The organism is Daeguia caeni (genome assembly GCF_042653845.1).
In the GTDB taxonomy this organism is placed as follows: Bacteria; Pseudomonadota; Alphaproteobacteria; order Rhizobiales; family Rhizobiaceae; genus Brucella; species Brucella caeni.
In genome coordinates this window covers 1-12,089 of record NZ_JBHSEL010000032.1, presented here as the reverse complement: position 1 = coordinate 12,089, position 12,089 = coordinate 1, and the positions used below count along the sequence as shown (strand labels likewise).

Sequence of the window (12,089 nt, the reverse complement as noted above, 5' to 3'; positions counted from 1 at the left end):
ATCTCCTGTTCTCGGCATCTAAGCCGAAGTCAGGCAGAAATTCCACTTATCTCCGCTGTCCAGATTTCCCGAACCACCTCTGAGCGCCATCTCCGTCACTTCGTGCTTGAGGTGCAACATCGTGCCGGGATAGTCGCCGGAAAACTGATTCAAACCACTATAGGTACAATTAAAAACATAACGACATTCGGCTGAAACGAAGTCGTCATTCTTGGAGATTGCCGTTACTGTTAATCCTCGGCCGTCGGATGAACGTGTTATTGCGGTTGCTTGCGTGAGATGATGAACCTTCACGCCAAGTGCATTGAGTTCCTCTCTGGCCTATGCGGCGAGCCTTGTTGTATCAAAAGCATATTCTTCGACCAGAAAAACGTCTTCGACCAGTCGAGGGTTGAAGAGGCGCTTCAATGCAGGTTCAGCAGGGGTAATTTTTGCACCAATTTCATTACAGAAACGGATAAATTGCTTTGCTGTAACCTTGGAATTACGTCTTGCTATCGCATAAAGCTTCACAAAATCAGTTTTAATGGCCTGAGGCCAATCACGGATAAAACGTGGCAGGTTTACCCTGCTACGATAAGCCGTCGTAAAGCTTCTGGGATAGTGGTACCCATTGTGTACTCTTGCCTGATTACTATAGGATGCTCGCGATAACAGCTCTGCCTCCTGTTCAAGCAGGATTACGTGGCGCAAGCCACGGTTCTTGGCAAGATAGATTGCGATTGCTGCTCCGTAGAACCCGCCGCCAATAACGACAGCATCTACAACATCATTATGCGTCATGCGGCGTCCTGACTTGGCTTGCGCAATCCACTCAATCCTGTAGAGGAAGCATCTTCTACATTCAGTCTTTCACGACGTGTCATGCGTGCGCTCGTAAATTCCTGAGCTACATGGTATAATGGCCCCTCGTTACTGAGACTGGCCATATGCAGTATGTATTCTCCGAGCACGAGGAGAACCAGAGAAATCAGGAAAAACATGCCTGATTGTTGTAATGACAGGCTTACCCAACCTGGTGCCACGTCAGCTTTAAATAATCCAATTGCGACGACATAAATAGAATAGATTAAATTTGCAGCAGCACTGAATAAAGACAAAGATGTCACAAGACGCATAGGCGCCTGTGTTGTCGAGACCAGGAGCCTCATACCTCTGTTGATGCTTTCCCGCAGCTTCTTGACGTCTTTTGACTGCGGCTTGGCGCTGTATTCCATATTGCAGCGTGTAAAACCTGCTGTCGCCGGCAAATGCCTATAGGCGATTGCTGGCTGCCGGTGCTGTAATATAAAATTGACCACACGTTTGCTCAACAAGCGATACTGAGGCGCTTCTTTGGCTAAATGGATTCCATTGAATGACTTGTATAATAGGTTGAATGCCGAATTGGCGACACGATAGGCAAAGCTTTGCTGCGGTTTTTGCAAATTATTGGCGAAAACAACATCGACTCCAGAGACAGCCTTGCAAAGCATCTCGGGTAAGAAATTGATGTCGTCGAGCAGAGGATCAACGACCGCGACAAAATCACCAAGAGCATTTTCAACACCAGCCCAACAAGCGGTGTCATTGTCGACCGTCTTGGTAAGAGCATAAACCTGCAGGTTTGGATAGCCCGACTGGCTCGCCAAGTTTTTTAAAATTTCGACACTATTATCGTCCGAAGCATTATCAACTATTATTAGTTCATAATCAGATACTAACGAAGAAAGGGTTTCTGTCGTGTTTTGAATAAGGCTGTTCAGCTGGGAACCTTGATTTCGGACAACATAAACAACTGATAAGAATAATGAAAAAGGATCCATTTATGCTGCCCCCGCAAACGTATTGAGAACGCAATTTATGTATATAGGCGATGTAAAATTGTAAAGCTTTTTTTAATATGCTTATTATTGAATAATTTTATGTATATATGATTAAAATTTATCATCTATCATTAGATTTTTTGAGTATGTCTTTGTCTGACTCATCCTGATTCGCTCTATAATAAATATATTTCCATGAACAGAGAACTTTCTATAATGAAGTTGTCTTGAAGATAGCTTATGCGGATTCCATGTGCGTTGAGGCAAATTTGCGAGCCTCTATCACAGAACAGGGGTAGAGCGGGCAAAAGAGAGCTGATCAAGTTTGCTCGGGGGTGCAATTTAAAAATCGTTGCCTTTTGCATTGAGAATGAATCTGGCGCTTCCTGACAAGACCAGAACTGTTTCGCTTGCTTGCTGACAGTGCAGCATCATTGCCGCAACAGGCTGTTCACGATCTACATTATCACGACTGAAGGATAAGGTTGCTGTTAGGGAGAGCCAATGATGCTCAAATTGTAGCTTTAATTGATGATTGTAGCTTTGCTCCTGAGCTTAACACAGGCAGTATATGCCCATGGAGGGGTAGCCGGAAAGATTTGCCTCCAGGACATGCTGTCATAGCGATAGTCGAGCCGGAACTGTGCATTGTCATTAACATTGATCAGAAGCCGTTCTAATGCCTGTCAGGCGACGGGCACAGTCAGGTCAGCCTACGGTTCGCGATAATTTTGATCAGCTGGTGCAGGATGTCTTTTCGTTTCCAACGGCCTTGTTGCTGCTTTGAACGTTCATGGAAAGAATGAGCCTGATGTGTCTTGTCCAGACGCAAAGGGTGTATCCTTGTCGATGTCCTTTGCCTGTTCGCTGGTGACATTGATGAAAGGAATGATTTTCCCAATGAATTTGATGGGCTGATTTCAGGCTTTCCTAAGCAGGTCAATTTCGGTCAGTTCGTGCCTGTTCGATATAATGGCTTTTCCTCCTGACAGATATCGACGCGCTTTGAGAAGTGCTTGTTCGTATCCTTGATACAGACATGAGTTCGAAACTGCTCTTCAGTGATATCAGGCTGGTTTCGAAGCTGTTGTGCGATCAGGAATGTTCAAGAGGGTGCGACGCTGATTGGCGGCAGACAAAATGCTGCAAGATGTTTTATCTGATAAAATCAAGAATCTACGAGAAAATATGGCGGAGAGGGAGACCTTATAACTTTTGGCGTAACATGCTGATATTGCAATGGGAAATATTCAGCCGTTCTGCCCTTTCCTAATTCCGTTCCTAATCTATGGACGATCCGCCCCGTTCCTAAGCACTTTTGCCGCACCCCTTGCTTTGAACGCCGGCGCGGCTCTCCGGCCGCGCCCGCTCCCGCTCAAGGTCGGCCCATCCAGCCTTGCAGGTACGCTAAGAGCAACCCGCTCACAATTGCGGCCGATGCGGTCAGGAGCCAAGAAACAAGCGACGGCGCAATCTTCGACCAAAGCGTGACGCGCTTCGCCCGGAGATGGATACTGGCAAAGGGCAGATACCGTTGATGGGCTTGGGCAACAAGCAGAGCAAGCGCCACCACCACGCCGAGCAGAAGCGCTCTGTCCCTGATCGTGTTGAGACTTGGCAAAAAGACGAGAGCACCAAAAAGGATTGCTTGATTGAAGCCAATCCCGAAGCGCTTGAGGTTCGTGCTGTAACTCCGCTCATACGGCTGAACGTAGCTCTTGATTTGCTCAAGCGTTCCTAGCACCCATGCTTTGTCGGGACCTTGGGTAAGCGCAAAATTCATCTGCGGGCCGAATTCTATGGTTACTGCCCGAGATAAGCCGCCTGCTGGCTCCTGCACGAATAGTTTGATGATTTTGGCTTGGTCGTCGCTGAAGTGGAGCTTCTTGAAATCTGGCAGGAAACACGTCTGTGTGGTGCGAGCCTCGACCGTTACTACAAGCGGCCCTGTCTTAAACTCGTTCTGTATTTCCTCCGCGATTTCGATTATCTGATCGCGGGCAATCTCGATGGCTGTAAAGTCGTGCCGTGCTGTATGCAGCTGATTTAGTGGTTGGCTAGCATTTGCGTCATTCGCTTGCGACAAGTCGCTAGGAAAGAGAACGAAGGTTCCCGCTGACCCGATGTCGGTTTCCCATTGTCCCCAAAACTCGCCCCTCTGATTAAGGTCAGCGACCGCTGTCAGGCGACCAAAGGCGAAACCCTCTATCTGATTTTGAGGCTCGCCCGTAACGGTAAGCTTGGTTCCATCGAACGTGCCGGCGATTGAGTAGACGACAATTCCGACCCCGGCTTCGTTGAAGCGCAGCGTCCCCAAAAGGGCAGTATCTTCGCCGCTCAATTGAAGGAAGACGTTGCCAGTGCTGGTCCCGGCTACCTTCCCCGTCCATAGCTTCGACAAGGCCATCGCTCCCCTCCCTTGCTTCGGCGGACAGTGGCAACGTTTCTCGCCGCGAATAGGCGAAAACTAAGCCACCGCATTCCTTCGCGCCTGGCAAGTATCACGCGCGCGCTTCCTTCCTGTGGATAAGTCCGTTAGGGCATTGCCACGGCGGCTAGTGGCCGCCCAACGGCTTGGACCAGCATCGGCCAGATGGCCGAGACAGTCAAGAACCTTCACCGCCGTGAAATCACAGCGTTTGCGCGCGCCGAGCTTGGGCCAGCGCAGCGGTTCGTCTACAGGGTCAGCGAGACAGACGAATGTAACGTGGCAGCACTGAATTTAGGTCTGCGTAGTGTCGCCGGAAAGTAACGTGCTCAAGAGAGTGGCCGCTGGCTTCGGACGCGGCTGAAAGTGGACCAAGCCTCGTTCCTCATCCGGGTCAAATCCGGCTCTACGGATTGCGCTGAAGATGCGTGCTTCCACCCAATCGGCCCCTTCTTTCAGAAGGTCAAGCGAGTTCCGTCCTTTGAAGGGGCCATCCCGCATTAAAAGCAGAGGGCGGGCATCATCACTTAACATGTCGAGCAACGTGAAAGGTTGCGCTCGGAACGTGCCATCGGGCTTCATCCAAGCCTCATAGGCTCGCCACTGGTACTCGTGGATCACGTTATCGCGCTCCTGCCTCAGGAACTCCCAAAAGATTGCGTGCTGTTCCTTTTGGTCCTTGATGGTTTTCCACTCTGCTTTGATCTCCTGCCGAAGGCAGGCAGCCAAACAAGACTTTTGGTCAACTTGGAATAGGTCGATGGCGCTCCTGAGAAGGGCGCATGTTCCTATCCACATGACCTTCCATTCGGACAAGTAGGACGTTGCCGATGTGAGCCTTTCCTCAAGATTACGAATTCCGCTCCGTCCGTCAGAGAGCGCGCGATACGAAGACAGAAAATACTTCACAGGCATAAAGATGTTCGCATATTCCTTCGGAACAGTCATGATGCCCCTCCCCTTTGGCAGCATTGCAGCCATGCTACGAGCCAAGGAACCGGTCGGCAACGTTCGGTAGATCGCCGAAGCGGCCTATCAGCAGCCCTTTGCCTTCTCGGGATTGTTCCAGCCCGCCGTGATTGCCTCAATGCGCGCCTGCCGCCCCGGATGGGTGAGGGACGGCCGCTCTGCGAGAATGGCGACCGTTGACAGAGCAGCCTCAAGCGAGCGCCCCATCAGGCGTGCAGCGGCTCCCGCAAGCGCGTCGGCCGCAAGTTCCTGCTTCGGATCAGGAGCGGTGCCGATGTGACCGCAGTGATGATGCGCGAGTTCATGCGCAATGATCATTTCCGCGCCCTCGTAACCGACAAGCGGTGAAAGCTCGCGGTCATAGATGATGACGCGGTTGCCGTCGAAGATCGTCGCGACGGCGTTGCCGCCAAGGGATGCGTTCAGCGGATAGATCAGGCAGTCGTCGCCTTCGAGGGATAGTGCATCGCACACGTCAAAGAGCATGAAGGCGTAATCCTCGAATGCCGGACGGGCCGACACGACGCGCTTTCCAAGCGGAATGTGAAGCGCCGGCACTTGGTCGAAGTCGACCTCCACTTCATCGCCGGCATGTGCTGGCGTCAGGGCCGCCAGCACGGCGGCTAGCGCGATTGCAAGAGTTCTCATATGGACCACCTACGCCGCGCGCTTCGCAGCCGATGCCAAGGCGAGGGAAACATGCGCCGACAGAGCGCGGGCGCGGCGGGACCTTCTGTGCTCAAGCTCGGCCTGAAGCGCGGCCATCCGGTTCACATCGCGGTAGTTGCGGGCGGCGATGAACTCGCCTGCCAGTTCGTCGATCTTCAGCTTTGCGAGCGGGCGGGGCTGACCCTGCATGATGACCTCCTGTTGCGAGCATACCGAATATACGCGCGGCACGGATCAATGCAAGGCGGAAAGGCGGAGCGCTTTCAAGCGCCCCTGACCCGTGCTGCCGGCAGGGCAAGGCCAGCCCCGCGTCCGGCTCCGGCAGCAAGTTCGCGTCAATCAACGCCTGTGTCTACGTGGATGCCACGGATGGCAGGCCTAAGCTGGTTGTTCAGCACCCGGACAACGGCCCGCGCGGTTTCCTGCGCGTCGCTCACGATGTCGACCACCTGATTTTTGAAGCGCTGGATCGCGTATTCGGTCGTCCGCGCTAGCTTCTCGAATTCCTCGGTCACTCGCCCACCAAGCCGAGGAAGCGGCGTAGAATGTCCAGACCGTTGAGCAGCGGCGCAAGGGCGCGGGCCTCACTGCCGAACAGGCCGGACATGACGGAAGCCTGCATTTGGGCCGGCAGGCGCACAGCCGCTCCATCACGTCGAGTGGTCCCGGATCGCGGCGAAGCGGTAGTTGATCCACCCCCATTGAACGGGTCCACCTTGAAGTATGGTTTTGACCCTGAAGGAGGACCACAATGGCCAACAAGCGACACAAGCCCGACGAGATCGTCACGAAGCTTCGGCAGGTTGAGGTTTTGCGCGGCCAAGGCATGGCGATGGCGGATGCCGTTCGCCAGATCGGCGTTTTTGAACTGACGTTCTACCGGTGGCGCAAGCAATATGGCGGCATGAGCCGTGACCAGCTTCGGCAGTTGAAGGATCTCCAGAAGGAGAACGAACGGCTTCGCAAGGCGGTGGCGGATCTGACGCTGGACAAGCTGATCCTGACGGAGGCTGCGCGGGGAAACTTCTGAGCCCCTCGCGTCGCCGTGCCTGCATCGACCATGTTCGCTCGGTTCTGCCGAAGCGCGTGTCGGAGCGCCGGGTATGCCTCGTGCTTGGGCAGCATCGCTCCACGCAGCGGCGTATTCCTCGCGGCCGGGACGACGAGCAGCAACTGACCGAGGACATCGTTGCACTGGCCCGCCGCTATGGCCGCTACGGCTATCGCAAGATCGCCGAGCTTCTGCGCAGCCAGATGGGCTGGGTGGTCAACGACAAGCGGGTCGAGCGCATCTGGCGGCAAGAGGGGCTGAAGGTTCCAGCCAAACAACCGAAGAAAGGCCGGCTCTGGCTCGCCGAGGGATCATGCATCCGCCTGCGCGCCGAGCGGCCCAACCATGTCTGGTCCTACGACTTCGTCGAGGACCGCACTCATGACGGAAGGAAGTACCGCATGCTTAACGTGATCGACGAGTTCACGCATGAGGCGCTGGCGATCCGCATCGATCGCAAGCTCAACTCCACCGACGTCATCGACGTCCTGTCCGACCTGTTCATCCTGCGCGGCGTGCCTGAGCATATCCGTTCCGACAACGGCCCGGAGNCGCATGGATCGCTCGGCTACAAGCCGCCGGCGCCGGAGGTCTTCATCCCGGCATTCGCGCGGGCGGCCCTGCAACCCCAACCAGCGATGCCGCCCGCGCTGGCGCCACGACCATCATTGCACTAACAATCAAATTGGACCCGTCCGTGGGGGCCGATCATGGCGAATAGCTGACTGAAGACATGCGGAGCATGTGCCGCAGCCAATCTGACTTGGAAGGCAGTACATGGTTGAGCCTTCTGGAAAAATTCTTTAATTTCTAGAGGATTCATGCTGCCATTCAACGCAATCGCCAGATTGTCGCGCAGTCTCACCATCTCTCAATCCGGCAGCAATGCCAAAAACATGAAGGAACGAGGACGGATTATTGACAGAAACAAGTGTGCAAGAAGAAATCAATTCAGAGGCAATCCCCCAGCCGGAAGGCGCAACCCAGATCATCGATACTGACTATCAAATCGGTCAGGACAACATCAATTATCGGCGTCGGTTCGTTTTTGAACTCGATATTCACAATATCGTATTCAGTGTATCTGCCATTGGTATCGTTGCATTCACGATTCTTACACTCGCCTTCCAGAATACGCTTGGTTCATTTTTCGCGGGGTTGCGCGATTTTCTAACATCCAATCTCGACTGGTTCTTTCTTGCTGCGGGCAATGTATTTGTTTTGCTCTGCATTGCCCTGATCGTGCTTCCATTGGGTAAAATCCGCCTCGGTGGGCCTGAAGCCACACCGGACTATAGCTATGTGTCGTGGTTCTCGATGTTATTTGCCGCTGGTATGGGCATCGGGCTGATGTTCTATGGCGTGTCCGAGCCGCTTGGTAATTTTACCGCCGCTATGCAAGGGCCGGTAACAGGCCCTGACGGCCTGCGCACGGATTGGTCGCCATTGAATGGCATGGCTGGCGATGCTGAAGGGGCACGGCGTCTGGCGATGGCGGCGACTATATTCCATTGGGCGCTGCATCCTTGGGCCATCTATGCCATTGTTGCACTTTCTCTGGCGCTTTTTGCCTTCAACAAGGGATTGCCCTTGACGTTGCGCTCTATTTTCTACCCGATCTTCGGCGAAAGGGTTTGGGGCTGGCCGGGACATATCATCGACATTCTGGCCGTCTTCGCCACGATATTTGGATTATCCACATCGCTTGGAATCGGAGCGCAGCAAGCGAGCGCCGGACTGGAATTTCTATTCAATATTCCGTCTAGCCAAGGCGAAATGGTGATCTTGATTATCCTCATTACCGCGATTGCGACCGCATCAGTCGTTGCGGGGATGGATAAAGGAGTCAAGCGCCTTTCCGAAATCAATATGGCGCTGGCCTTCCTGCTTCTCGTCTTCATTATTCTTGTTGGGCCGACGCAACAGATTTTCACGGGCTTCTTCAAGAACCTGCTGGCTTATGTGGAATATCTCCCGGCTCTGTCCAATCCGGTCGGTCGAATGGACGATAATTTCCGCCAAGGCTGGACGGCCTTTTATTGGGCATGGTGGATAAGCTGGTCGCCTTTCGTAGGAATGTTCATCGCCCGCGTCAGCCGTGGCCGTACAGTGCGCGAATTCGTGATTGCCGTGCTTCTCATACCTTCCATCGTGTCAACGCTTTGGATGACGGCGCTTGGCGGTACTGCTATCAGCCAAGTGGTCGATCAGGGCATGACTGCGGTACAATCGGCGGCGCTTGAACTGCAACTGTTTCAAATGCTGGCAGGATTGCCGCTTACGTCCATCACGTCGCTGATAGGCATCGTTCTTGTCGTCGTGTTCTTCGTGACCTCATCCGATTCGGGTTCCCTTGTAATCGACACGATCAGCGCGGGCGGCAAGATGAATGCTCCCATTCCGCAGCGCGTATTTTGGGCCACTTTCGAGGGGCTTCTGGCTATCGCCCTGCTTTTGGGTGGTGGATTGGCTGCATTGCAGGCCATGGCCGTTTCTACGGGTTTTCCGTTTGCGATTGTCCTTCTCGGCGCGTGCGTGGCGCTGGTAAAGGGACTTGTTGCTGAACCCCGATAGAAAAAATGCAGGAGAGGTTGCTTGCAGAATGGTGCCGCAGATGCGGCACCATCATAGGCCCAATTCCTCATCTACCAGCGTTGCAATTTCAAGGAATGTCTGAACCCAACCTGATTCAAGGTAATCGGCCACCATGTCCTGAAACGCGGCCACGGTTGGCGCGAGGATATAATCCCTCCAGCGCCGAATATCCGCCGCCAGTTCCATCGCGGGCACAGGGCCTAAAATGCCGCTGTCGTTATCGGCGTGCAGGCGCACACGGCGGCAAATGTCGGGCAAGGACGTGATAATGACGCCCGTGTTCATGAACCGCACATTGAAGGGAAGGGCGCTGCCGTTGTGATAGTGGCGTCCGTCATAGATCGGCATGCGGTTCAGCACCTTTCGCGTGAACAGGGCAGCGAGCGGATGCCCGTAGGATGGAAAGACGGCTTGGCCCGCCAGCACATCGCTGACAAAGCGGCCATTCACGATGCGGGGGAATTGCTCGACGGTGACGCCCCTTTCGGTAATGGTTTCCGTCGCGCCGAAAACCGCGTCAAGGTGGCCGTGTTCCATCATCGTCATACGTCGATCCAGATGCATCGGCAGCGGGTCGTCGTCGTCTTGAAAATACACATAAGGATTGGAGCCGATAGACAGGCCGATTTGGCGAAGAATGTCCGGGCTACCCGCCGGCGCATTCGTGGCCGACACACGCGGCAGCACCATTGTTTCCCGCGCCCTGTCTTTTCCAAACTTTCTCGCATTTTGGCCGCTGTCGTCTGACAATTTCAGGCACGGTCCCATAAGGAACGCGAAAACCCTTCGGGGTTTGCACTTTCCTTACCGTTTTCCAGCGCGACAACTGCTTTCGTCGCGGACGTAACCGTGACGACTCCACACGCGAAAACGACAAAGCCGCCCTCTGCACAAGGGCGGCTTTGTTGCTGACAGATATGGTGGGGCTTGTTACGCTTCAACCACCTTTGCCGAAGCGGGCAGGGCAGGCCGTTCGACCTGCCATGCTTTGAAATCCGCGCCGCTTGGGTTCTGGAAAACCGACAGGCCGAATTCCGGCAGCAGGGCAAACAGGTGGTCAAAGATATCGGACTGGATCGCCTCGTAATCGTTCCACGCAATGGTTTTCGTGAAGCAATAGATTTCCAGCGGCAGCCCTTCCGGCCCCGGCTGTAGCTGGCGCACCAGAATCGTCATGTTCTGGTGAATCTGCGGGTGCGCCCGCACATAGGCTTCCACATAGGCGCGGAACGTGCCGATATTGGTGAGCGGCGGGTATTGGCGGTCACGCTTCCCTTGTCACCCAGCTTGCCGTTCCACTCCTTCAATTCTTCCTGCTTGCGTTGCAGGTAGTTTTCCAGAAGACGGAAACGACCCAGCTTTTCGATTTCTTCCGGTGTCAGGAAACGGATGCTGGTCTGGTCGAGATAGATCGAGCGCTTGATGCGCCGCCCGCCCGCTTCCTGCATCCCGCGCCAGTTCTTGAAGGATTCCGTCACCAGCTTGCGAATGGGTATCGTCGTAATGGTCTTGTCCCAATTCTGGACGCGCACCGTGTGCAGCGCGAGCTCAATCACATCGCCGTCCGCATTCAAGGCGGGCATTTCAATCCAGTCGCCCACGCGCACCATGTCGGTGGATGAAATCTGAATGCCTGCCACCAACGACAGCAAGGTATCCTGAAACACCAGAATGAGGACCGCCGCCATAGCGCCCAAGCCCGACAGCAGGATGAGCGGTGAACGGTCGATGAGGGTTGCGATCATCAGGATTGCGGCAATCGCATAAATGGCGATTTTGACAATCTGGATATAGCTTCTGATCGGCTTCAGCTTCGCTTCCGGCCTTCGGTGGTAAATGGTGTCCACCACGTTCAGGGCCGCTGCCAGCGCCATTGCAAGCGTCAGGATGATAAAGGCGTTTGCGACGTTGCGCACCACCGTCACGGCGGCATCTGGCAGATGCGGCACCAGCCCAATACCTGACGCGATCACAAAGGCGGGCATGATGTTGGCGAGGCGTTCGATAACGCCATAACGGCGCAACTCTTCGTCACGCCCGTAGGCGGTGCGGCCAAGGAAGTGATTCACAACGCGCAGCAAAATCTTTTTGACGACAAAATTGGCAAAAAGGGCTGCAAGGACCAGTACGGATAGGGCAATCAGTGTGTAAATCCACGGATAGGCGGCGAGGAATGCTTCCAGCGTTTCCGTCATTATTCCGGTGTTCTCCTTTGATCTATGGGGGAAGGATTGCGAACAGGTCGCAAAGAACACCTATAGCCCGGAAATGAACTGGATTTGAACCTCGGATGGCGTTTTGCAGGACATGGAAGGATTTCAGGGAATTCGATAAAATTACGCAAGAGGTGCGCAATCAAATAAACGGACAATCATCGACAATAAATAAAAAATAGAAAACGATGTCCATGAAGAATAAATCATATATATTGTATGTAATGACATTTTATTATTGCCCATCCACATAAATGTATAGGTGCTATGGGAATGTAAGAGCCCGACCTAAAATTAAGTTTAGCGATTTCAGTAGTTTATGATTCTCTATGTTTGCAAAAACTACGGAGGATCAGATG

9 protein-coding genes and 2 pseudogenes are annotated in these 12,089 nt (G+C 53.8%); 2 read left to right on the top strand and 9 right to left on the bottom strand.

What is annotated here, in order from left to right; all coding sequences use genetic code 11:
* Positions 1-321: 321 nt before the first annotated feature.
* The 7 genes from ACFO1V_RS03355 to ACFO1V_RS03325 all read right to left on the bottom strand — a co-directional run bounded on the left by ACFO1V_RS03355 (position 322) and on the right by ACFO1V_RS03325 (position 6,386).
* Positions 322-783, bottom strand: a complete 462-nt coding sequence (locus ACFO1V_RS03355; protein ID WP_374834332.1) for an FAD-dependent oxidoreductase — start codon at positions 781-783, stop codon at positions 322-324.
* Positions 780-1,805, bottom strand: a complete 1,026-nt coding sequence (locus ACFO1V_RS03350) for a glycosyltransferase (protein WP_374834330.1) — start codon at positions 1,803-1,805, stop codon at positions 780-782. Before ACFO1V_RS03350 ends, ACFO1V_RS03355 begins: the two co-directional genes overlap by 4 nt.
* 1,375 nt (positions 1,806-3,180) lie before the next feature.
* The gene (locus tag ACFO1V_RS03345) at positions 3,181-4,212 is read right to left on the bottom strand and encodes a hypothetical protein (protein WP_374834328.1); all 1,032 of its coding nucleotides are present in this window, start codon (positions 4,210-4,212) and stop codon (positions 3,181-3,183) included.
* A 315-nt stretch (positions 4,213-4,527) separates the two neighbouring features.
* Positions 4,528-5,181, bottom strand: a complete 654-nt coding sequence (locus ACFO1V_RS03340; RefSeq protein ID WP_374834326.1) for a hypothetical protein — start codon at positions 5,179-5,181, stop codon at positions 4,528-4,530.
* An 87-nt stretch (positions 5,182-5,268) separates the two neighbouring features.
* Positions 5,269-5,850, bottom strand: a complete 582-nt coding sequence (locus tag ACFO1V_RS03335) for a hypothetical protein (protein WP_374834324.1) — start codon at positions 5,848-5,850, stop codon at positions 5,269-5,271.
* A gap of 9 nt (positions 5,851-5,859) precedes the next feature.
* Positions 5,860-6,060 (bottom strand): hypothetical protein, encoded by a 201-nt coding sequence (locus ACFO1V_RS03330; protein ID WP_374834322.1) that lies wholly within the window; start codon positions 6,058-6,060, stop codon positions 5,860-5,862.
* Between the two features lie 146 nt (positions 6,061-6,206).
* Positions 6,207-6,386 carry a hypothetical protein gene (locus ACFO1V_RS03325; protein ID WP_374834320.1) on the bottom strand — a complete coding sequence of 60 codons (180 nt, stop codon included), beginning with the start codon at positions 6,384-6,386 and terminating at the stop codon, positions 6,207-6,209.
* 236 nt (positions 6,387-6,622) lie between these two features.
* Between ACFO1V_RS03325 and ACFO1V_RS03320 the strand changes: the two are divergent.
* A pseudogene (locus ACFO1V_RS03320) lies at positions 6,623-7,599 on the top strand (IS3 family transposase).
* A gap of 241 nt (positions 7,600-7,840) precedes the next feature.
* Entirely contained in the window at positions 7,841-9,496 is a 1,656-nt protein-coding gene (locus ACFO1V_RS03315; RefSeq protein WP_210306207.1) for a BCCT family transporter, read from the top strand.
* Positions 9,497-9,547: 51 nt separating this feature from the next.
* On the opposite strand, the gene ACFO1V_RS03310 is transcribed toward ACFO1V_RS03315, so the two are convergent.
* Together ACFO1V_RS03310 and ACFO1V_RS03305 are read right to left on the bottom strand one after the other, a co-directional pair.
* On the bottom strand, positions 9,548-10,207 hold the full coding sequence (locus ACFO1V_RS03310) for a hypothetical protein (protein WP_374834640.1): 660 nt from the start codon (positions 10,205-10,207) through the stop codon (positions 9,548-9,550).
* 240 nt (positions 10,208-10,447) lie between these two features.
* Positions 10,448-11,712: pseudogene (locus ACFO1V_RS03305) on the bottom strand (mechanosensitive ion channel family protein).
* Positions 11,713-12,089: the final 377 nt, after the last annotated feature.

Bases quoted from the DNA above. Each gene is read 5' to 3' on its own strand.
- ACFO1V_RS03330 (WP_374834322.1), bottom strand. From the start codon at position 6,060: ATGCAGGGTCAGCCCCGCCCGCTCGCAAAGCTGAAGATCGACGAACTG.
- ACFO1V_RS03340 (WP_374834326.1), bottom strand. From the start codon at position 5,181: ATGACTGTTCCGAAGGAATATGCGAACATCTTTATGCCTGTGAAGTAT.
- ACFO1V_RS03310 (WP_374834640.1), bottom strand. From the start codon at position 10,207: ATGGTGCTGCCGCGTGTGTCGGCCACGAATGCGCCGGCGGGTAGCCCG.
- ACFO1V_RS03350 (WP_374834330.1), bottom strand. From the start codon at position 1,805: ATGGATCCTTTTTCATTATTCTTATCAGTTGTTTATGTTGTCCGAAAT.
- ACFO1V_RS03345 (WP_374834328.1), bottom strand. From the start codon at position 4,212: ATGGCCTTGTCGAAGCTATGGACGGGGAAGGTAGCCGGGACCAGCACT.
- ACFO1V_RS03335 (WP_374834324.1), bottom strand. From the start codon at position 5,850: ATGAGAACTCTTGCAATCGCGCTAGCCGCCGTGCTGGCGGCCCTGACG.
- ACFO1V_RS03355 (WP_374834332.1), bottom strand. From the start codon at position 783: ATGACGCATAATGATGTTGTAGATGCTGTCGTTATTGGCGGCGGGTTC.